Origin of the sequence: Pantoea osteomyelitidis, assembly GCF_044342975.1 — a bacterium.
GTDB lineage: Bacteria > Pseudomonadota > Gammaproteobacteria > Enterobacterales > Enterobacteriaceae > Pantoea > Pantoea osteomyelitidis.
Genome location: NZ_JBGFSN010000003.1, coordinates 33989 through 54009, shown reverse-complemented (window position 1 = coordinate 54009; position 20021 = coordinate 33989). Strand labels below are relative to the sequence as shown.

The following is a 20021-nucleotide window of genomic DNA, read 5'->3' as shown; positions in this document are numbered from 1 at the left end:
TGGCGCGCTGCTGGCGCAGCCCTGTACGCACGCACCCGTGCGCTTCATCGAACAAAACACTCACGACACATCAAAACTGGAGACACCATGAATATTACGCATGCCTATGCCGCTCAGGACGCGCAATCCAAACTCGCGCCTTTCGACTATAAGCCGCGCGAGCTGCGCGCTCATGATGTGCAGATTGAAGTGCTGTTCTGTGGCGTTTGCCATTCCGACCTGCACCAGGCACGTAACGAATGGCATAACACCGTTTTCCCGGTGGTGCCAGGCCACGAAATCGTGGGTCGTGTAACCGCGGTCGGCGCGCATGGACAGAAATACAAAGTGGGCGATCTGGTTGGCGTCGGCTGTATGGTTGACTCCTGCCGTAGCTGCCCGAGCTGTCAGGAAGGTCTGGAGCAATATTGCGAAAATGGTTTCGTTGCCACCTATAACGGCGAAGATCGCGAAACCGGCGCGGTAACCTACGGCGGCTACTCAACCAGCGTCGTGGTGCATGAAGATTTCGTTCTGCGCGTACCGGAAAACCTCGATCTGGCTGGCGTTGCGCCGCTGCTGTGCGCGGGTATCACCACTTATTCTCCGCTGCGCCACTGGAACGTCGGTCCCGGCAAAAAAGTGGGCATCGTCGGTCTGGGCGGCCTGGGCCATATGGGCGTGAAACTGGCTCATGCGATGGGCGCGCATGTGGTGCTGTTCACTACCTCTCCGTCAAAAATCGACGACGGCAAACGTCTGGGCGCGGACGAAGTCGTGGTGTCGAAAGATGCGGATCAGATGGCGCAGCACACCAACAGCTTCGACTTTATCCTCAATACCGTCGCGGCGCAGCACGATCTGAACCCGTTCCTTACCCTGCTGAAGCGCGACGGCAATATGACGCTGGTTGGCGTACCTGAGCACGATCACCCGGCGCCGCAGGTATTTAACCTGGTGTTTAAACGCCGCAGCCTTTCAGGTTCTCTGATCGGCGGCATCGCTGAAACACAGGAAATGCTCGATTTCTGTGGCGAGCACGGCATCACTTCCGATATCGAAATGATCGCGATGGATCAGATCAACAATGCCTATGAGCGTATGCTGAAAAGTGACGTGAAATACCGCTTTGTGATTGATATCAATACCCTGCGTGAGCAACCGGCTACCTGATAACGCAAGCCGCTTAAGCGATGTTCTGCCCCTCTCCCGGCTGTGGGAGAGGGGTTAATGCTTAATTGCCGCCATGTCCCTGGCTTGCCGCTTTGGTGCCGTCTGCCTGCTGAAAAGAAGCATCCACCAGATAGTAAATTTGTGAATCTTTCAGCGATCCATCCAGAAACAATGTGTTCCAGTGCGACTTGTTCATATGCTCGCTGGGGAAAACGTCGCTGTGCTCATCACGCAGCAGCTCAGCCAGCGCAGGCGTGGATTTCAGCGATACCGCCGGACGCCCTTTCACTTCATGTACCATGGCAAACAGCACACCGTCCGTTTTTATCTGTGTCGCTTTCCAGTCGCTGTGCACGCTCTGTTCGGCGCCCGGTTTATTCATGCAGTAAATCAGCAAATCCGATATGTTCATTGTTACTCCCCTTGTAGCGTAGCGACAATATGTCGCGAACCGCCATGAATGCGATGTTCGCCGAGCCAGATGCCCTGCCAGGTGCCTAAAGCCAGCTGCCCGCGGCTCACCGGCAGCAGCAGCGAAACGCCCAGCATGGACGATTTAATATGGGCAGGCATATCGTCAGGCCCTTCATAATCGTGCTGATAAAGTGCGTTTTCCGGGACGTGGCGCATGAAATGTTGCTCCATATCGCTGCGCACGGTGGGATCACAATTCTCATTTAGCGTGAGCGAGGCTGAAGTGTGCTGCAACAGCAGATGCAGCAGGCCGGTTTGCACCTCCGCCAGCGCAGGGATTTGCTCAACGATCTCCCCGGTGACCAGATGAAATCCCCGCGATTTCGCGCCGAGCGTTAAGGTTTGTTGATGCCACATGCTCTCTCTTCCTGAATAGCCAATGTCTCTTAAGTGTGCAGCATGTCGCTAAAAGGTAAACCCTGCGGGAAAAATTGATAAAAAAAGCCGTCGGATGCGGCACCCGACGGCTTGTTCTTTTCATGCCTGTAATCAGATCACGGCAGCAAAAGCTTCCGCAACCTGGTGAACGTTTTTGCTGTTCAGGCCCGCGACGCACATGCGGCCGCTGGCGATCAGGTAGATGCCAAACTCATCGCGCAGGCGATCAACCTGCTGCGCGCTGAGGCCGGTATAGCTGAACATGCCGCGCTGTTTCAGCAGGTAGTCGAAGTTTTTGCCCGGCAACGCGCTGCTCAGCACGGCAACCAGCGACTGACGCATCTCCAGAATACGCAGACGCATCGCTTCCACTTCCGCCAGCCAGCTCGCCTTCAGCGCCTCGTCGTTCAGCACGCAGGAAACCACCTGAGCGCCAAAGTTCGGCGGGCTGGAGTAGTTGCGGCGCACGGTCGCCTTCAGCTGACCCAGCACGCGTCCCGCCTCTTCTGCGCTGTCGCAGCAGATGGAAAGACCGCCGACGCGTTCGCCATACAGGGAGAAGATTTTCGAGAAGGAATTGCTCACCAACGCCGGCAGGCCTGCGGCCGCAATGGCGCGAATGGCGTAAGCATCCGCTTCCATACCGGCGCCGTAGCCCTGATAGGCGATATCCAGGAAAGGAATCAGCTCCTGCGCTTTCAGCACTTCAACGGTCTGATCCCACTGCGCGTTAGTGAGATCGGCGCCGGTCGGGTTATGACAGCAGGGATGCAGCAGCACGATGCTCTGTTTCGGCAGCGTTTTCAGCTTGTCGAGGAAGGCATCAAACTTCACGCCGTGGGTTTCCGCGTCGTACCATGGGTAGGTGCTGACGTCAAAACCGGCACCGGCGAAAATCGCGACGTGGTTTTCCCAGGTCGGGTCGCTGACCCAGACGTTGGAGTGCGGGAAATAACGCTTCAGGAAATCGGCGCCCACTTTCAACGCGCCGGAACCGCCCAGCGTCTGAATCGAGACGATGCGGCCCGCTTTCAGCATCGGGTGTTCGGCGCCGAACAGCAGCGGCGCAATCGCGTTACGGTAGGCTGGCAGCCCTTCCATCGGCAGATAGAGCGAGGCATTGTGCGGTTCGGCTTGCAGGCGATCTTCCGCCGTGGCTACCGCCTGAAGTTGAGGGATGATGCCCTGTTCGTTGTAATAGAGGCCGATGCTCAGATTGACTTTGTGCTCGCGCGGATCCTGCTTAAAGGTTTCCATCAGCGAAAGAATCGGATCGCCGGCATAGGCATCAACGTTTTGAAACACGGTGCAGATCTCCATTATGGGTATAAAAGTCAGGTTGCGTCATCAGACCCTGTAGCGTCCGGGACGGTGATTCATGGCGATGATCAGGTTAAGGATCACCGCGCCCGCTACCGAGGCGAGCAACATGGGCAAAGAGACGACAAACAGCGATGCCAGCACCACGCAGGTATCTACCGCCATTTGCAGTTTGCCGGCGCGCAGGCCGAAGCGATCCTGCAGCCAGAGCGCCAGTATATTGATGCCGCCAAGGCTGGCCTTGTGGCGAAACAACACTATAAACCCAATCCCCATCACGACGTTACCGAACAGTGTCGCATAAAAAGGATTCAGCGCTGAAAAATGGACGAAAAGCGGATGCAGATGGGTAAACAGCGAAACCAGTCCCACGGCGCAAAAGGTTTTCAGGGTGAATTCCCAGCCCATGCGGCGCGCCGCAAGCCAGTAAAAAGGCAGGTTAATCAGAAAAAAGGCGCTGCCGAACGAGAGCGGCGAAAGATAGCTGATCAGAAAAGCGATGCCGGCGGTGCTGCCGGTCAGCGCACCGGCCTGTTTCAGCATCACCACGCCAAACGAGACCATCAGCGTGCCGAGCAGAATAGCCAAGGCATCTTCCAGGCGCGTATGGGGAATTTTTACAGGTTCAACGACGTTATCCATGGGGGTTATCTCATTGCAATTGACGCGATTCAAATGCAAAAAACGCACCACACCGGCAGATTTTTGGCCCTGTCGGCGGGTGCCAGCGAATATCCCATTGATAACTAAGGCGCTTTATTGCGAGGCTTTGTGCATAAATCCTATCGCTTCCGTTGATTCATGCACAGAATACTTCTCTGGTGCGTAATTTTTGCATCTGTCAGGCAATCGGCGCACCAAAATGGCACATAATGCACTTTTTTAGCGCATTTTGTGCTGCGGGATCATCATCAGACCATTCTCTTTCAGCCGGTTCAGCACCACAGAGGTTTTGACATGCGCCACGCTTTGATGTCCCGCCACCAGCTGGCTGATCAGGGCGCTGAGCGAGGCTAAATCCGCCACTGCCACTTTCAGCAGATAATCGGCGTCGCCGGTGGTTTTATAAGCATCCACGATCGCCGTTTCCTGCTCCACCATGCGGTGAAAGCTTTCCACATAGTCTGAGGTATGATTGATTAAGCGCACCTCGATCAACCCCACCATGCCGAGTCCAATGGCATCCGGCGACAGCCGGGCGTGATAGCCGAGAATCAGGTTAAGCTGTTCGAGATTGATACGCCGCCGTGAACATTGCGAGGCCGACAGGCCAACCAGATCGCTTAATTCCTGGTTAGTCAGACGGCCATTAGATTGTAACAGTGTCAGTATTTTAAGATCGTAATCATCAACTTGGGTCATGCTGCTTCCAGAGCCTGAGCTATCGCTTTCGCTACAGATAACCTTATTGAAGCTGCTGTTGTCCAACACTATTTTCTGATGACGTGAGCAGCATGCACCCGTTGTGCATGCGCTTTGCCTGGAGGATTATTCGTCGTCGTACTGCGGACCCGCGTAGTTATCGAAGCGCGACCATTGTCCGTTAAAGGTCAGACGCACGGAGCCGATGGGACCGTTACGCTGTTTACCAATAATGATTTCGGCAATGCCTTTCAGATCGCTGTTCTCGTGATAAACCTCATCACGGTAGATAAACATAATCAGGTCGGCATCCTGCTCAATCGATCCTGATTCACGCAGGTCGGAGTTCACCGGACGTTTATCGGCGCGCTGCTCCAGCGAGCGGTTAAGCTGCGACAGCGCCACTACCGGCACATTCAGCTCTTTCGCCAGCGCCTTGAGCGAGCGGGAGATTTCGGCAATCTCCAGCGTACGGTTGTCGGTGAGCGACGGCACGCGCATCAGCTGCAGGTAATCGATCATGATCATGCTGAGACCATCGTTTTCACGATAGATGCGGCGCGCGCGTGAACGCACTTCGGTGGGCGTCAGGCCGGAGGAGTCATCAATAAAGATATTCTTTTTCTCCAGCAAAATCCCCATGGTGCCGGAGATACGCGCCCAGTCTTCGTCGTCCAGCTGGCCGGTACGGATACGCGTCTGATCGACGCGCGACAGCGATGCCAGCATACGCATCATGATCTGCTCGCTGGGCATTTCGAGGCTAAAAATCAGCACTGGCTTTTCATGCAGCATGGCGGCGTTTTCGCACAGGTTCATGGCGAAAGTGGTTTTACCCATTGAGGGACGCGCCGCGACGATAATCAGGTCGGAGCGCTGTAATCCCGCCGTTTTCTTGTTGAGATCCTGATAGCCAGTATCAACGCCGGTCACGCCGTCGTGCGGCGTCTGGAACAGCGACTCGATACGGGAAACCGTGGCTTCCAGGATCTGCTCAATGTTTTTCGGTCCGTCATCTTTATTGGCGCGCTGCTCCGCGATTTTAAACACATTGGACTCGGCAAAATCGAGCAGATCTTCACTGCTGCGCCCCTGCGGATCGTAACCGGCATCGGCAATCTGATTGGCGACGGCGATCATCTCACGCACCACCGCACGTTCGCGTACGATGTCGGCATAAGCGTTGATGTTAGCAGCGCTCGGCGTGTTTTTTGCCAGCTCGGCCAGATAGGCGAAGCCGCCCGCCATCTCCAGCTCGCCGCGCGTCTCCAGCGATTCAGAGAGGGTGATCAGGTCGATAGGCTGGCCCGCTTCCAGCAGCCGCTGCATCTCGGAAAAAATCAGCCGATGCGGACGGTTGAAGAAATCTTCCGCCACCACGCGCTCAGAGACGTTGTCCCAGCGCTCGTTGTCCAGCATCAACCCACCGAGTACCGACTGCTCCGCTTCCAGCGAATGAGGCGGCATTTTTACGCCTTCCAGCTGGCGATCGCGGGTTTCGTTCGATTTGTTGGTGGGTTTATTTCCTGCCATAGTGAATGTAATACCGATCTTCTGAGGGGACGCGCCAGTATACCTTGTTGTGGCGCGCGCCTCACGTCTCATGATGCATATTCCACAGGAGTAAGAATGGCAAAGCGTATTCAGTTCAACGAGCACGGCGGTCCCGAAGTCCTGCAATGGGTTGATTTTGACGTCGCCGATCCCGCTGAACATGAGGTGCAGGTTGAGAATAAAGCGATTGGCATTAACTACATCGATACCTACGTGCGCAGCGGGCTTTATCCCACGCCTGCATTGCCGTCCGGCCTGGGCACCGAAGCCGCCGGGGTGGTGAAAAGCGTTGGCTCCGCCGTGACGCATTTCAAGCCGGGCGATCGCGTGGTCTATGCCCAGTCGGCGCTGGGTGCCTATAGCGAACGGCATAACGTGCATGAGGATCGGCTGGCGCGCCTGCCGGACGCCATCTCCTTTGAACAGGCCGCCGCTTGTTTTCTCAAGGGATTAACGGTGCAGTACCTGCTGCGTCAGACTTGTGAAGTTAAACCGGACGAGATTTTCCTGTTCCATGCCGCAGCAGGCGGCGTCGGGCTGATCGCCTGCCAGTGGGCAAAAGCGCTGGGCGCGCATCTGATCGGCACCGTGGGTTCGGCGGAAAAAGCGAAGCTGGCGAAAGATGCCGGTGCCTGGGCCACCATCAACTATCGCGAAGAAAATATTGCGCAGCGCGTCAGCGAACTGACCGACGGCAAAAAGGTGCGCGTGGTGTATGACTCGGTAGGAAAAGATACCTGGGAACCTTCGCTCGACAGTCTGCGCCGTCACGGCCTGCTGGTCAGCTTCGGCAACTCTTCCGGGCCGGTTACCGGCGTTGATCTCGCCATTCTCAATCAGAAAGGCTCGCTGTACGTGACGCGCCCTTCGCTGTTTGGCTATATCACTAACCGGCAAGAGCTGGATTTAGCGAGCAGCGAACTGTTTTCGCTGATTGCCAGCCGGGCGATTAAAGTCGAGGTACCGGAAAGCCAGAAATTTTCTCTGCAGGACGCGGCGAAAGCGCATCAAACGCTGGAAAGCCGCGCCACGCACGGTTCCAGCCTGCTGATTCCCTGATCGCCAAATGCAAACGGGGCTTCCCAAAGGAAGCCCCTTTTTCTTTTTTATAGTTCGCGCTGGTGTAGGGACAGCGGCGATGAATTGATTTCGACTCAACGGGATCCATCCTGGCAGAAATCATAAGTAAAAAATATGTTTAAATCCTTTTTTGTAATCAGGAATCGTTCAGAGTGTGATCCCGCCCGCAATTAATAGTCGCCTTTCCTGTATAACCCTTTGATTTTACGATGCACTCTACTGCGTGAATGCGAGGCATCCGAACGAAATAAAGCGCGATACAGCCAGACAGCAATCACCGCCAGCACCAGCCATGGTAACAATTTTATAACAATAGCAAACAGCCCGCCAACAAACATCACCAGCGTTGCGACGATTAATGCTGCGATAACGCCGAGCAGGGAAATACCGGTTAGCATCAGCATCAGAAAAAAGCCCAGAACAAATAAAATTTCCACGGTGTACTCCTCTGTTTATAGCTGAACTATTACAAGAAGCGTGCCAGGAAAATCATTTAATAAGCTAATTGATTTATAAAGAAAATAAAAAAGCGGGATGGGAAAGCATTGGGAATTTGACTAACTTTTGGTGAAAAGAAAACCAACTTGTGGGAGAATGCAGCTGCCTTCTCCCGCCGCGCAGAAATCAGGCTTCCTGCGGAATTTTATCCGCTACCAGTGCCAGCGCCGCTTCCAGCACGCGGACATCCGCACCCGGCTTGTGCGCGTTTTCGCTCAGATAACGACGCCACTGCCGTGCACCAGGAATCCCCTGAAACAGACCCAGCATATGACGGGTAACGTGGCCAAGATAAGTGCCTTTCGTCAGCTCATTTTCAATATAGGGATACATGGCGCGCACCACAGCCACCGGATCCACCGCTGCCGCGTCGCTGCCGAACAGCTCGCGATCGACCCGCGCCAGCAGGCCCGGATTCTGATACGCCTCGCGACCCATCATCACGCCATCCATATGTTGCAGATGCGCTTTCGCCTCTTCCAGCGACTTCACCCCGCCGTTGATCGCCATCGTCAGATGGGGAAAATCGCGCTTTAGCTGATAAACGCGGTCGTAGTCGAGCGGTGGGATTTCGCGGTTCTCTTTCGGGCTGAGGCCAGAGAGCCAGGCCTTACGGGCATGAATGATAAAGGTGTCGCAGCCGCCCTGCGCAGAAACGGTCTGCACGAAGTCGCAAAGAAAGACGTAGCTGTCCTGCTCGTCGATGCCGATACGGGTTTTCACCGTAACCGGAATACTGACCACATCGCGCATCGCCTTGATGCAGTCCGATACCAGCGCGGCTTCCCCCATCAGGCAGGCGCCGAAGCGGCCATTCTGCACGCGATCGGAAGGACAGCCGACGTTCAGGTTGATCTCGTCATAGCCGCGCTGCTCCGCCAGCTGCGCGCACTGCGCCAGCGCCGCCGGATCGCTGCCGCCCAGCTGTAACGCCACCGGGTGCTCCGCCTCGTTGTAAGCGAGATAATCCCCTTTGCCATGCACAATGGCGCCGGTAGTGACCATTTCGGTATAGAGCAGCGTGGAGCCGGTCAGCTGACGATGAAAATAGCGGCAGTGACGATCGGTCCAGTCGAGCATCGGAGCCACGGAAAAACGATTAGAGGAGAGGAGTGGTGCTGCGCCGCTGTGAGTGTAAGTCTGTCGCAGATTGGCAGGTTTTCTATTTTCGTGCATTTTCGTCTTGTGTCGTTTTTTCTTCATCAGCCTCTTCGACAGACGCCAGATTTAGAGGGCGATGAAGAAGGTAAAAGGAAAGCATGGCCTACTATAGCATAGAAAAACATCAGCGCGCCGACGGACGCAGGCTGACCTTTTACTTTCAAACTGATTTATCCAGAGTGCATGTTCCCCTCTGCTCTCCTGCCATCATCAGGCAGAGGCGTTGCTCAATTGTCATCTGAGTTGCTTATGCACAAAACCATCATGGCCAACGGTAAAACTCAGTCGATATTTTTTTTCGTTTAGCTTATACATTAAGTCATAGTCGGCGGGTTGTACTACATCCGCATTAATACAGGTATCCGGGTACTTTCTGGCAATATTATCTTCCATTGCAAGCGGCTTCTGATAGTTGTCCAGAGAAGATGTTAACAAATAAAATTTCAGCACATCATTCGGAGATGAGGTGATGCATATACTCTTCTTTTCTATCCTCGCATTTCCTTGATGACGAAAATCCAGAGTGTCGCCAGTACATCCAGAAAGAAAAAGAAAAAAAACGATTATGCTATTTCTTGTCATTCCGGGAACCCTTTTAATATCTTTTCTTATTTTGCAATAAGAATATTTTTATCCTCATATTTATCATATCTTTTATATTTTATAATATTCCTGTATCCGTTAAACCTGAATTTTCTTAACAACCAATAGTCGGCAACAATACTTGCTTGTTGTTCCATAGAGTACTGTCTGAGGCTGTTCTTGCTAAAATCGTATTTATAGTTAACTGCCCAGGAAAATAAACCGCGTAGTTTTACGTTCATGCCATGCTGATATTGCCAGACATGCATCATTTCATGCATGAACAGGTGTTGATATTCTATCGGAGCAGTTGAGAAATCCGCGTAATAGAGTTGGCTCTCAAACCACATCTCGCCGTTTGGTGTCATTGCGGTATTGTCCTCCTGCATACCGAAGGGCAAATAACTACCGTAATGGATTCATACCTGATTGTATTGGATACTTTGGTCATATAGTTGAGTTGCCAAACGGATTTCACCCGGCGTTAATAATCGCAAACTCTTTTATTTACGCACAGGGACTCCCTCCCGCATAACACCCTTTTATTCCTGGTAAATCCTATAATACAAGACAATTTTATATTCAGCCCATCAGGTTTGGTCTCAAAATCTTCAGCAGAGATGTGTAAAAACCACTGGATTGGCAGTCTCAGCGAATACTTTTAGTCTTAACCTGAAAGTAAACGATCTTCATTCGTCTATGCTTTGCATCTGGCACAGGCATACCAAAAATAATAGAATTTTTTCAACATCTACCCGTGCGGTTTATACCGTTAAGTGTGGCGATGCCAGATATGCCCTGCACGAATCCCAGAAAAATCTTTATCCGGGTTCGCCACGCCGAAGCAGGATATGGATAAAATCCGTGAACGACTGAAAGCCGCGCCGGACGCCGGGCAGCCTTAACGTGGTTTTTGCCGGATAAGAAAGCCGGGCCGCGCACGGCGGCCCGGGAGAGGATTACACCGTGCGGGCAGACGAAACGCTGCTTTTGCCGTAGCGACTTTTCCTGATACGCGCCGGTGCCGTTTCCGGTGTCCTCAAGGCGCAAAGTACCGACACCACGCCCAGCAGGGAGAACATAATCGCCGGGCCGATCCAGCCCACCATGCCGTAGACGCCGGTGGCGATAAAGGGCAGCAATCCCGCCACCAGCGAAGCGCCGTTATATCCCAGCGAAATGCCGGAAGAGCGCACGTTAGCCGGGAACTGCTCGGAAAACCAGCTCGATTCCACGGCGAAGATCGGATCGTGACTGAAGAGCAGCGACATCGCCACCGCGACGATCACCATCATCACTGCGCCGGTATTGATCAGCATAAACATCGGAATGCCAAACAGAATGGTGAAGATCGCACCGATCAGGAAGATCGGACGCCTTCCCCACTTATCGCTCAGCGCACCATACAGCAGATGACTTCCCAACCCGAGCGCCGATCCGATCATGGTTCCCCACAGCACATGGCGCGTATCGGTGATCTCCGCCAACACCACATAGGAGAGCATAAAGCTGGTGGTGATGTAGTAGCCGCCGGTTTCCGCAAGGCGCAGCCCCATGATTTTTACAATGGTGCGCCAGTCGCGACGGATCACTTCCAGCGCAGGCTGTTTGACGATCTGCTGCTCTGCCTTCGCCTTTTCAAATTCAGGCGATTCCGCCACGCTCATACGGATAAAGATGCCGATCGCCACCATCACGAACGAGATCAGAAACGGCATACGCCAGATCCAGTTACCTTCAAACAGCGCCTCCGAGAGCAGAAAAGCGCCGTTCGCCAGCAGCAGGCCGAGCGGAATACCCAACTGCGGCACCGCGCCAAAGAAGCCGCGCTTTTTCTCCGGCGCATGTTCAAAGGCCATCAGCACCGCGCCGCCCCACTCTGCGCCGAAACCGATCCCCTGGATCATACGCAGCAGGATCAACAGGATCGGCGCCAGCACGCCCGCCTGTTCATAGGTTGGCAACGCACCGATAAGCACCGTCGCGCCTCCCATCGCCAGCAGCGACCAGAACAGCACGGTCTTGCGGCCGTAGCGATCGCCGAAATGGCCCGCCAGATAGCCCCCCAGCGGGCGCATCAGGAAACCTACCGCCAGCGTGGCGAAGGCGGCAAGGATGCCGACGATCGGCTCTTTGGTATGAAAAAAGATCTTTCCAAACCAGGCCGCCGCTGCCGTGCCGTAGATAAAAAAGTCATAACTTTCGACTGCGGATCCGATCATCGAGGCGAATGAAACTTTGATCGGATTATCGCGAGAGGTTGCAGGTACAGTTGTGGTGTTCATCTCTTACCCCGGTGTCATTTTATTATCGGGCAGCCAGAGCGCAGGCGTTCAGTCGCTATCGACCTGTCGCCAGGTTTCAATCACTCGGCTGTCATCACGTAATCCCAGGCCAGCGTCAGCCGCAGCCTGATATCGGGTATGGGCGACCTGTAAAAGCGGTACTTCTGTATGGCAGGCTGCCGCTGCTGCCGCCACCAGTCCGCTGTCTTTCACGAAAATATTGATGGCGCTGGAAACCTCCACATCGGTGCCCTGCAGCATGCGCGGGCCGCGATCCGACAGCATCCAGGAGCCTGCGGCCCCTTTCTCCACCAGCGAAAGCACTGCCGCCGCGTCCAGCCCCAGTGCGCGCGCCAGGCTGAGCGCCTCGGCCGCCGCCACGATATGCACCGAGCAGAGATGCTGGTTGATCACCTTGATGCCCTGCCCGTCACCAGGCTGGCTGCCGACCCGCGCTGGCGTACCCATTGCCTGCAGCACCGGCTCTACAAAGGCGATCTCTGCGGCTTCGCCCGCGGTAAAGATCACCAGTTCCCCGGTGCTGGCCCGTGCCGTGCCACCGGTCACCGGTGCATCAATTACCCGTGCTCCCGCGCCGTGCAGCGCCGACGCTGCTTCACGCACCGCGTCCGGCCCGACGGTAGACATAATGATCCAGCGCTGCCCGGCCACCTGCGGTAGCGCCTGTTCCACCAGCGCATGCAGCTGCTGCGGCGTGGCCACCATCACCACTACCACATCGGCCGTCGGCGCTTGGCGAATATCGCTCACCGCCTCAATGCCCGCCGCCTGCGCCCGCTGGCGCGAGCCTTCCGACACATCCACACCCAACACCTGATGACCCGCCTGCTGAATCTGGCGCGCCATCGGCAGACCTATGGCGCCGACGCCTACAAAGACAACCTTCATCGTTTTGCTCCTCATATCGCTATCAGGCCAGCCAGCGTTTAATCGCCGCGACCATCGATTCAGTGGAAATGCCGTAGCGATCGTGCAAGGTTGGCAGCGCGCCCGCGGCAAGGAAGTCATCCGGCAGGGCAATCTGACGGAATGCCGGGCTAATCTGCGCACGCATCAGCGTGGTCGCCACCGCCTCGCCCAAACCGCCAATGGTGCTGTGGTTTTCCGCCACCACCACCAGCCGACCGGGACGACTGCAAAGCTGGATAAGGGTGGCCTCATCCAGCGGCTTGATGGTGGGCACATGCAGCACCGCGACATCTACGTTGTCAGCCGCCAGCGCTTTCGCGCTTTCCAATGCGCGCATGGTCATAATGCCGCTGGAGATCAACAGCACGTCGCGCCCGTCGCGCAGCAGCTTCGCTTTGCCCAGCTCAAACTGATAATCGTATTCATCCAGCACCAGCGGCACCTTGCCGCGCAGCAGCCGCATATAAACCGGCCCCTGGTGTGCCGCGATCGCCGCCACCGCCTGTTCGGTATCGAGCGCGTCACAGGGATCGACAATGGTGAGGCCGGGGATGCCGCGCATTAACGCGATATCTTCCGTCGCCTGATGGCTGGGACCGTAGCCTGTGGTTAAGCCCGGCAGCGCGGCGCAGATTTTGACGTTCAGCTTCTCTTCCGCGATCACCTGATGGATAAAGTCATAGGCGCGGCGTGTGGCGAAAACCGCGTAGGTGGTGGCAAAGGGCATCAGCCCCTCTTTCGCCATGCCGCCTGCGGCGCCCATCAGCAGCTGTTCCGCCATCCCCATCTGAAAATGACGCTCAGGAAAGGCCTGGGCAAAAATATGCAGGTCGGTATATTTCGACAGATCGGCGGTCATCCCGACAATTTCCGGACGTTTTGCTGCCTCTTTCACTAACGCATGGCCAAAGGGCGCCGCCACGGTTTTTTGCCCTTCCGCTGCTATAGAAGCAATCATCGCCGAGGTGGTAAGACGCGGTTTTTTAGTGCTGGTCACGGTGGTCATGCCCGGTTCTCCTCTGCCTGGTCGAGAATAGCGATCGCCTGCTGCCATTCCTCGGCATCCACACGAATGAAGTGATTTTTTTCACGCGCCTCGAGGAACGGCACCCCTTTCCCCATTAAGGTGTCCAGCAGAATCACGCGCGGCACCGCATCCGGCAGCGCACGCGCTCGATCGAAGGCCGCTTTTACCGCCGCAAGGTCATTGCCGTTGACGCGCTCTACGTGCCAGCCAAACGCCTGCCACTTATCCGCGAGCGGCTCAAAACCCATCACCTGATGAGAAGGGCCATCGGCCTGCTGACGATTGATATCGACCAGCGTGATGATATTGCCGAGCTGATGATGCGCCGCCGACAGCGCCGCCTCCCAGGTTGCCCCTTCGTCGAGTTCGCCATCTGACATGGAGTTATAAACAAAAGCGGGATTGCCTTTATGGCGCAGCGCCAGCGCCATGCCCACCGCGATGGTCATTCCCTGGCCCAGCGAGCCGCCGGAAATCTCCATGCCTGGCGTATAGGTCGCCATGCCGGACATCGGCAGACGGCTGTCGTCCGAGCCATAGGTTTCCAGCTCGGCTTCCGGAATAACGCCCGCCTCTATCAGCGCCGCGTAGAGCGCAATGGCGTAGTGGCCGTGAGAAAGCAGGAAGCGATCGCGCCCTTCCCATTCCGGATCCTCGGGGCGATAGTTCAGCGCATGGCACCAGGCCACGGCCAGCACGTCGGCCAGCCCCAGCGCCTGGCCAATATAGCCCTGCCCCTGAACCTCGCCCATTTGCAGGGCAAAACGACGGATACGGTAAGCGTGGTGCGCTAAGGCATTCAGCGAGGTTTCGCTGCGAATATCGGGTTCTGCAAGTGTGCTCATCGTCTGATTTCCTGGTCAGGTCCATGTTCAAACTTGAGCGGAGATGGCGTGCGGGCTGCCGTTATGTCATGTTAACGAACGTGAGGAGATTCACGCATGAATTTCATCTGTTACGTCCGGAGATACGCTTGCCGACTGCTGCTGCCCATTGCTTCGCTACCACTCCGCAGTGATAGAGCAAGCTTACGCGGCGCTTGCACCAGCCGACAAAAGCATTGCGTGCAACAGCTATTGAACAGGATTCACTAATGAGTTTTTTACGTAAAACCCCGCTGACCCTGTTGCGCGCCTTTGAAGCTGCCGGGCGCGGCGGTTCTTTTGCCGCCGCAGCGAAAGAACTCGACCTCTCGCCGAGCGCCATCAGCCACGCCATCCGCAAGCTGGAGGAGACGCTCAAGGTGCGCCTGTTCCAGCGCAGCACGCGGGAGATTGAATTAACCAAAGAGGGAGCGGTACTGCTGGAGCATATTCAGCGCGGCTTCGATGAAATGCAGCGCGGTTTCGCCCTGGTCACGGCGGATGAAGCGCGCCCGCTACGGCTGCATACCGCACCCAGCTTTGCCCACCAGTGGCTGCTGCCGCGTCTGGGCGCCTTTGTTAAACAGCATCCGCAGATCGATTTGCGCCTCTCCGCCAGCACGGAATATGTTCGTTTTGAGCAGGAGGATTTTGATCTCGATATTGTTTACGGCGAGCCACGCCCTTCTCCTTATGAAAAGATTCCGCTGGCGGTAGAAGAACTTACGCCGCTCTGTACCCCGGAACTGGCTGAGACGATCCGCCAGCCTGAAGATCTCTATCATCAGACACTCATCCAGTGCGACGTTCAGCTTTATCAGTGGAAAGGCTGGTTTGAAGCCAACCATCTGACGCCGCCGCGCCACTACGGCCTGCGTTTCGATCGCAGCTTTATGGCTATCGCCGCCGCCGTGGATGGTCTGGGAGTCGTGCTGGAATCTAAGCTGCTGGCGGAGCGCGAATTGCAGAGCGGCAAACTGGTGTGCCCGCTGATTGCCACAACGCAAGAAATTCATTACATCGGCCACTATCTGGTTTTTCCACGTCATCAACATCAACACTACGCGTTAGATATCTTCAAAAACTGGCTGCTGGAACAGCTTAATCTGGCCCAGCTGCGCTGATGGCGATCACATTTTCAGGCTGGAAAAGAAAACGGCAGCGGCGCAATGCCGTTGCCGTTATGTGAGAAGATTCACATCAGAGCGAAGGAAAGTTTCCTCTCGCTGTGAACAGGGACAATTAAAAATTGAAGCCCAGCTGAGCCATTGCTCCCCAGGTATTGTCATCCCCTACGCTGCCGGCGAGATCCAGATGTACCCGATTGCCGAAAGGCGACAGGCCAAAACCGGCGGTGAAGACATTTTCATCCGTTGATTTCATATCGGCGCGATAACCGGCGCGCAGCTGCAGCCAATCCAATACCCGATATTCTCCCCCTATCGCCGCATATTGACTCTCATCCTGCGATTTGAAGCGTTTTGTTTCGGTCAGATCAACGTCGGCAGTGGCGGTAAACGGACCCTTATTCCAGGCGATGCCGGTGGTGACCAGCGGTCGGATCTGATAAGTGTCGCGATAGCCATTGACCTCTTTGGTATCGATATCGCGTGAAATCAGGTTTTGTCCCGTCAGGCCAAAGGTCCAGTTTTCCGCAAAATCGGTCGCCAGACCGGCATCAAGGTTGAAACCGGTATTGGTGTTGCGATAGCGGCTTTCGTTAAAATCGCTCTTGTCATAGTTGTAGATGCTGGCGGTGTAGTTATAGAGCCAGGTTTTCTGAAGTTTGGGCGTGACGCCAACAGAAACCGGATGCCCGGCAATATTGAACTCATGAGCAACCGCAATGCCGTAATCAGTCACCAGCGCCGCCAGCCCATTGGCCGAAGAGCGCAGGAGATTTTGATCGCCTGGCGCGGGTAAAGCCCCGTCTGCAATGCTCTGTAAATAATCAATATCGCCCTGAGCCACGTTGGCGCGCACCTCTACCGTACCGTAGGCTTTGGTAACAAAGGCAAAGGGCAGCACGTCGTTGGGAACCGTGACCGCCAGCGCCACTGCCGCATTGCCATGCGCTTCGTTACCGCGTAAGTCACGCAGACGCCCCGCCATATCACCGGCAACGGCGCGTAATTGCGGAGCGCCCTGCAGATAATCAGAGAAGGTAAGGTTATCAAGAACATCTTCGTAGCGATCAACGGTATCGGTGATGTCGTCTACCTTGTCGATTAATTTGTCTTTATCGGTAATCTGAACGCCAGCTGAAGGAAAGATAATGCTGACGGTGTCATCCGGTTTCGCTTTGGTCATCAGCGCCGGGTTTGCCAGCACCGCAGAGCCGTAGGTGGAAGAGGCGACACCGGTTCCCCCCATCGCATCATTACGGGCATCGTACCAGGTACCCGCAGCCAGCGCAGAAGAAGAGAGAAAGAGCGTATTAATTACAAAAGAATAACTAAACGTACGACGTAAAGGAAAATTTTTCACCATGAGCCTGCCATCACCTTAGGAATGAGTCTTTGGAATATCAACGACGGTAATAAATTGCTGATCACATCATGAAGGTAAAATCAGCGCGTTATTGCTGTGAATTCAAAGTAAACAGCATGGCTGTTTGCAGGATTGGACGTTTTTTGTACCAAACGGCATTGTTATTGTTCAAAACGGCGCAAGTAACAGAATTAGCGCCAGAAATTACTTAAGCCTGCGTGAACCATAAACGGTAAAACGGTGGGATGCAACGCAAAATCAGCAAGATAAGACAAGTTGCCGTTTCGCTCTTTCAGGTGCACTTTAGACAGAATTTTCTACGTACGAGCGCAGCCAGTGGACTTAATAAATTAATCCTTGAAAATCAAATAATTATATAATTTTTATTATATCCGTACGGCACCAGCACAAGAAAAATTTGTGTGATAAAATAACATCTCACGCACAGCGGAGAACGCACATGACGACCCTGATTCCCGATCAAATCATGTCCCAGGCAGAAAAGCTCTGTCTGCAACGCGGCGTGCGGCTAACATCACAACGCGCTGAGGTGTTGCGCCTGATGGCTGAGCTGTCAGGCGCTATCAGCGCTTACGATCTGCTGGATCGCCTGCGCGTCAGCGAGCCGCAAGCCAAGCCCCCAACCGTTTACCGCGCGCTCGATTTCTTGCTTGAGCAGGGCTTTATTCATCGCGTGGAATCCAATAACAGCTATGTCATTTGTCATCATTTTGAAGAGCCGCCGCATACCTCGATCATGCTGATTTGCGATCGGTGTGCAGCAGTAGATGAAAATCATGCCGGAGGAGTAGAAAACAGCATTGCAAACCTGGCGCAGCAGGCAGGATTTGTCTTACGTCATAGCGTCATTGAGGCGCATGGGCTGTGTCAGAATTGTGCTGAGGTTGAAGCCTGTACGCATCCGGAAAACTGCGAACACGATCATCACGCTGAAAACAAGAAACGTAGCAGGAAGGGATAACGGGCACATCCTTGTGCCATTCGGACATCATGTCCAGTGGGCAGGTACGAGGTAGTTAACAGCAAGCAGCATTACCAACGATGATCTTTGTTCTGGGTTTCCCAGCTGCTAACTTCTTTTTCCGCTTCATCCTTAGCATACCCATAACGCTCCTGAATTTTGCCGACAAGCTGATCGCGTTTACCTTCAATGATGGTCATATCATCATCGGTCAGCTTGCCCCATTTTTCTTTCACTTTTCCTTTGAACTGCTTCCAGTTACCACCCGTTTCGTCTCTGTTCATAACAGCCTCCACGTCGTCCTTCGTTAATTATCTTTTGCCTCTGCAACAAGAAAAGGCAATATAAAGCACTGCCAATCAGCGACTTTGTAAGATAATTATAGTAGCCATTCAGAGGTATGCGGAGATTTACAGATTTTTCCGTAACAGGTGACGGAGCGGGCAAATTGAAAATCCTGTTGCCCGCCAGCTTACAGAGGCTTTATCAGTGATAGCTATATTACCGCGCGAACCAGGTATTTTGCCGCCAGTGCCTGCGCCAGATAGCCCAGAGCGTGACGCCCCGCAGCAGCAGGAAAACCATCAAGGCCAGCCATAAGCCGTGATTACCCAGCCAGGGTAACGTGAACAGCGTTAAACCATAACCCAGCGCGGCAATCGCCATACCATTACGCATTTCACGACCGCGCGTGGCGCCGATAAACATGCCATCCAGTAAATAACACCAGACGCCCGCCAGCGGCATAATGACCTGCCAGATCAGAAAGCGATCCGCCATTTCACGCAGAGAGTCGAGCGAGGTCAACAGCGAGACGATCCATTCACCGCTCAGGGCATAAAACAGCGCGAAGACCAGCGCAACCAGACCTGCCTGACGACAGGCGGCATGCCAGACCCGAAGCAGCTGGCTGCCATCCTGCGCCCCCCAGGCCTCTCCGGAAAAAGCTTCTACCGCATAGGCGAAACCATCAAGCGCATAGGCGGTAAAGGTAAGGAACATCAGCAAAACGGCATTTACCGCCACGACCTGCGGGCCGATACGCGCGCCCAAAATCGTCAGGGAAGCAAAGCAGAGCTGAAGCAGCAAAGAGCGCAGCATGATGTCGCGATTCAGGCGCAGCAGGCGATTAAAATCGCCGCGCCAGCTCTGCTTCAGCAGCGCGCCATCAATTCCCCGCAGCTTCAGCACGCGCCAGACTAACAGCAGCCCCACCGCCAGGGTGACATATTCCGCGAGCGCCGTGGCCGCCGCCGCGCCGGCCACTCCCTGATGCAGACCTAATACCAGCCAGATATCCAGCACGATATTGACCAGGTTACCTACAATCAGCAGCAGCACCGGCGCGCGCGCATACTGCACACCGAGCAGCCAGCCGAGAATCACCAGATTCGCGAGCGTGGCGGGTGCGCTGAGCCAGCGAATATGAATGAAGATTTTAGCCTGTTGCAGCACCTGGCCGTCGCCGCCAACGATGCGGGTGGCTAACTCGCTCAGGGGACCGCGCAGCAAAATGAAAACCAGGCCGGCGGCTAAAGCGATTATCAGGGGTTGTATCAGGGCACGCGCCAGGGCGGCCTTGTCGCCAGCGCCAAAGGCCTGTGCCGTCAGGCCCGTGGTGCTCATACGCAGGAACAGCAGCAGCATAAACAGGAAGCTGGTCGCCGTAGCGCCAACCGCAACGCCGCCGAGATAAACCGGGCTATTGAGATGACCAATAACGGCAGTATCTACCAGACCAAGCAGCGGAACGGTGATATTGGAAAGGATCATAGGCAGCGCCAGCCGCCACAAATTTCTGTCAGTAGAAGAGAAAAAACGCATCAGCAAATCCATGCCTCAGGCCGCTTGCGCCTGTTTATTTTATCGTGACAGCGTTAAAG

Annotated in this window: 21 protein-coding genes; 4 read left to right on the top strand and 17 right to left on the bottom strand. The window is 54.9% G+C overall.

All coding sequences use genetic code 11. The annotated features are described in order from the left end of the window. Window positions 1-87: 87 nt before the first annotated feature. Window positions 88-1152, top strand: a complete 1065-nt coding sequence (locus ABU178_RS02510) for an NAD(P)-dependent alcohol dehydrogenase (protein WP_397211673.1) — start codon at window positions 88-90, stop codon at window positions 1150-1152. 61 nt (window positions 1153-1213) lie between these two features. Here ABU178_RS02510 and ABU178_RS02505 read toward each other — a convergent pair whose 3' ends face one another. The 6 genes from ABU178_RS02505 to dnaB form a co-directional block, all read right to left on the bottom strand. Next, window positions 1214-1564, bottom strand: a complete 351-nt coding sequence (locus tag ABU178_RS02505) for an MmcQ/YjbR family DNA-binding protein (RefSeq protein ID WP_397211671.1) — start codon at window positions 1562-1564, stop codon at window positions 1214-1216. A 2-nt stretch (window positions 1565-1566) separates the two neighbouring features. Beyond that, on the bottom strand, window positions 1567-1983 hold the full coding sequence (locus ABU178_RS02500; protein ID WP_397211669.1) for a secondary thiamine-phosphate synthase enzyme YjbQ: 417 nt from the start codon (window positions 1981-1983) through the stop codon (window positions 1567-1569). 132 nt (window positions 1984-2115) lie between these two features. Beyond that, complete coding sequence (locus ABU178_RS02495) at window positions 2116-3309, bottom strand: amino acid aminotransferase (RefSeq protein WP_397211667.1); 1194 nt, start codon at window positions 3307-3309, stop codon at window positions 2116-2118. A 42-nt stretch (window positions 3310-3351) separates the two neighbouring features. Next, complete coding sequence (locus ABU178_RS02490; RefSeq protein WP_397211665.1) at window positions 3352-3966, bottom strand: YitT family protein; 615 nt, start codon at window positions 3964-3966, stop codon at window positions 3352-3354. 240 nt (window positions 3967-4206) lie between these two features. Further along, entirely contained in the window at window positions 4207-4686 is a 480-nt protein-coding gene (locus ABU178_RS02485) for an Lrp/AsnC family transcriptional regulator (RefSeq protein ID WP_397211663.1), read from the bottom strand. Window positions 4687-4812: 126 nt separating this feature from the next. After that, a complete protein-coding gene (gene dnaB / locus ABU178_RS02480) occupies window positions 4813-6219 on the bottom strand; it encodes a replicative DNA helicase (RefSeq protein ID WP_397211662.1) in 1407 nt (468 codons plus the stop codon). A gap of 96 nt (window positions 6220-6315) precedes the next feature. Between dnaB and ABU178_RS02475 the strand changes: the two genes are divergently transcribed. Next, window positions 6316-7299: a quinone oxidoreductase gene (locus ABU178_RS02475; RefSeq protein ID WP_397211660.1), complete on the top strand. Its 984-nt coding sequence runs from the start codon at window positions 6316-6318 to the stop codon at window positions 7297-7299. Window positions 7300-7490: 191 nt separating this feature from the next. On the opposite strand, the gene pspG is transcribed toward ABU178_RS02475, so the two are convergent. The 8 genes from pspG to ABU178_RS02435 form a co-directional block, all read right to left on the bottom strand. Next, on the bottom strand, window positions 7491-7757 hold the full coding sequence (gene pspG / locus ABU178_RS02470; protein ID WP_397211658.1) for an envelope stress response protein PspG: 267 nt from the start codon (window positions 7755-7757) through the stop codon (window positions 7491-7493). A 187-nt stretch (window positions 7758-7944) separates the two neighbouring features. Continuing rightward, window positions 7945-8994, bottom strand: coding sequence for a tRNA dihydrouridine(20/20a) synthase DusA (gene dusA, locus ABU178_RS02465; RefSeq protein WP_397211656.1), 1050 nt, complete (start codon window positions 8992-8994; stop codon window positions 7945-7947). A 219-nt stretch (window positions 8995-9213) separates the two neighbouring features. Continuing rightward, entirely contained in the window at window positions 9214-9561 is a 348-nt protein-coding gene (locus ABU178_RS02460; RefSeq protein WP_397211654.1) for a putative T6SS immunity periplasmic lipoprotein, read from the bottom strand. A 26-nt stretch (window positions 9562-9587) separates the two neighbouring features. Continuing rightward, window positions 9588-9929, bottom strand: coding sequence for a type IV secretion protein Rhs (locus tag ABU178_RS02455; protein ID WP_397211652.1), 342 nt, complete (start codon window positions 9927-9929; stop codon window positions 9588-9590). A 591-nt stretch (window positions 9930-10520) separates the two neighbouring features. Continuing rightward, on the bottom strand, window positions 10521-11846 hold the full coding sequence (locus ABU178_RS02450; protein WP_397211650.1) for an MFS transporter: 1326 nt from the start codon (window positions 11844-11846) through the stop codon (window positions 10521-10523). Window positions 11847-11894: 48 nt separating this feature from the next. Then, the gene (locus ABU178_RS02445; RefSeq protein WP_397211648.1) at window positions 11895-12755 is read right to left on the bottom strand and encodes an NAD(P)-dependent oxidoreductase; all 861 of its coding nucleotides are present in this window, start codon (window positions 12753-12755) and stop codon (window positions 11895-11897) included. 22 nt (window positions 12756-12777) lie between these two features. Further along, window positions 12778-13782 (bottom strand): transketolase family protein, encoded by a 1005-nt coding sequence (locus ABU178_RS02440; RefSeq protein ID WP_397211646.1) that lies wholly within the window; start codon window positions 13780-13782, stop codon window positions 12778-12780. Then, window positions 13779-14648: a transketolase gene (locus ABU178_RS02435; protein WP_397211644.1), complete on the bottom strand. Its 870-nt coding sequence runs from the start codon at window positions 14646-14648 to the stop codon at window positions 13779-13781. Before ABU178_RS02435 ends, ABU178_RS02440 begins: the two co-directional genes overlap by 4 nt. A 248-nt stretch (window positions 14649-14896) precedes the next feature. Here ABU178_RS02435 and ABU178_RS02430 point away from each other — a divergent pair, with 248 nt between their 5' ends. Next, window positions 14897-15790, top strand: coding sequence for a LysR substrate-binding domain-containing protein (locus tag ABU178_RS02430; protein WP_397211642.1), 894 nt, complete (start codon window positions 14897-14899; stop codon window positions 15788-15790). Window positions 15791-15908: 118 nt separating this feature from the next. Here ABU178_RS02430 and ABU178_RS02425 read toward each other — a convergent pair whose 3' ends face one another. Further along, window positions 15909-17156, bottom strand: a complete 1248-nt coding sequence (locus ABU178_RS02425) for a conjugal transfer protein TraF (RefSeq protein ID WP_397211640.1) — start codon at window positions 17154-17156, stop codon at window positions 15909-15911. Between the two features lie 460 nt (window positions 17157-17616). On the opposite strand from ABU178_RS02425, the gene zur reads away from it, so the two are divergent. After that, window positions 17617-18138: a zinc uptake transcriptional repressor Zur gene (zur, locus tag ABU178_RS02420; RefSeq protein WP_397211638.1), complete on the top strand. Its 522-nt coding sequence runs from the start codon at window positions 17617-17619 to the stop codon at window positions 18136-18138. 71 nt (window positions 18139-18209) lie between these two features. Here the strand turns inward: zur and ABU178_RS02415 are convergent, their stop codons facing one another. Together ABU178_RS02415 and dinF are read right to left on the bottom strand one after the other, a co-directional pair. Next, entirely contained in the window at window positions 18210-18422 is a 213-nt protein-coding gene (locus ABU178_RS02415; protein ID WP_397211636.1) for a CsbD family protein, read from the bottom strand. A gap of 217 nt (window positions 18423-18639) precedes the next feature. Further along, window positions 18640-19962, bottom strand: coding sequence for an MATE family efflux transporter DinF (dinF, locus tag ABU178_RS02410; protein WP_397211634.1), 1323 nt, complete (start codon window positions 19960-19962; stop codon window positions 18640-18642). Window positions 19963-20021: the final 59 nt, after the last annotated feature.

Excerpts from the sequence above, each read along its gene's own strand:
- ABU178_RS02435 (WP_397211644.1), bottom strand. The coding sequence starts at position 14,648 with ATGAGCACACTTGCAGAACCCGATATTCGCAGCGAAACCTCGCTGAAT.
- ABU178_RS02430 (WP_397211642.1), top strand. The coding sequence starts at position 14,897 with ATGAGTTTTTTACGTAAAACCCCGCTGACCCTGTTGCGCGCCTTTGAA.
- ABU178_RS02500 (WP_397211669.1), bottom strand. The coding sequence starts at position 1,983 with ATGTGGCATCAACAAACCTTAACGCTCGGCGCGAAATCGCGGGGATTT.
- ABU178_RS02475 (WP_397211660.1), top strand. The coding sequence starts at position 6,316 with ATGGCAAAGCGTATTCAGTTCAACGAGCACGGCGGTCCCGAAGTCCTG.
- ABU178_RS02460 (WP_397211654.1), bottom strand. The coding sequence starts at position 9,561 with ATGACAAGAAATAGCATAATCGTTTTTTTTCTTTTTCTTTCTGGATGT.
- ABU178_RS02440 (WP_397211646.1), bottom strand. The coding sequence starts at position 13,782 with ATGACCACCGTGACCAGCACTAAAAAACCGCGTCTTACCACCTCGGCG.
- dusA (WP_397211656.1), bottom strand. The coding sequence starts at position 8,994 with ATGCACGAAAATAGAAAACCTGCCAATCTGCGACAGACTTACACTCAC.
- ABU178_RS02445 (WP_397211648.1), bottom strand. The coding sequence starts at position 12,755 with ATGAAGGTTGTCTTTGTAGGCGTCGGCGCCATAGGTCTGCCGATGGCG.
- ABU178_RS02485 (WP_397211663.1), bottom strand. The coding sequence starts at position 4,686 with ATGACCCAAGTTGATGATTACGATCTTAAAATACTGACACTGTTACAA.
- dinF (WP_397211634.1), bottom strand. The coding sequence starts at position 19,962 with ATGCGTTTTTTCTCTTCTACTGACAGAAATTTGTGGCGGCTGGCGCTG.
- ABU178_RS02450 (WP_397211650.1), bottom strand. The coding sequence starts at position 11,846 with ATGAACACCACAACTGTACCTGCAACCTCTCGCGATAATCCGATCAAA.
- dnaB (WP_397211662.1), bottom strand. The coding sequence starts at position 6,219 with ATGGCAGGAAATAAACCCACCAACAAATCGAACGAAACCCGCGATCGC.
- ABU178_RS02415 (WP_397211636.1), bottom strand. The coding sequence starts at position 18,422 with ATGAACAGAGACGAAACGGGTGGTAACTGGAAGCAGTTCAAAGGAAAA.
- ABU178_RS02425 (WP_397211640.1), bottom strand. The coding sequence starts at position 17,156 with ATGGTGAAAAATTTTCCTTTACGTCGTACGTTTAGTTATTCTTTTGTA.
- ABU178_RS02490 (WP_397211665.1), bottom strand. The coding sequence starts at position 3,966 with ATGGATAACGTCGTTGAACCTGTAAAAATTCCCCATACGCGCCTGGAA.
- ABU178_RS02455 (WP_397211652.1), bottom strand. The coding sequence starts at position 9,929 with ATGACACCAAACGGCGAGATGTGGTTTGAGAGCCAACTCTATTACGCG.
- ABU178_RS02510 (WP_397211673.1), top strand. The coding sequence starts at position 88 with ATGAATATTACGCATGCCTATGCCGCTCAGGACGCGCAATCCAAACTC.
- ABU178_RS02505 (WP_397211671.1), bottom strand. The coding sequence starts at position 1,564 with ATGAACATATCGGATTTGCTGATTTACTGCATGAATAAACCGGGCGCC.
- zur (WP_397211638.1), top strand. The coding sequence starts at position 17,617 with ATGACGACCCTGATTCCCGATCAAATCATGTCCCAGGCAGAAAAGCTC.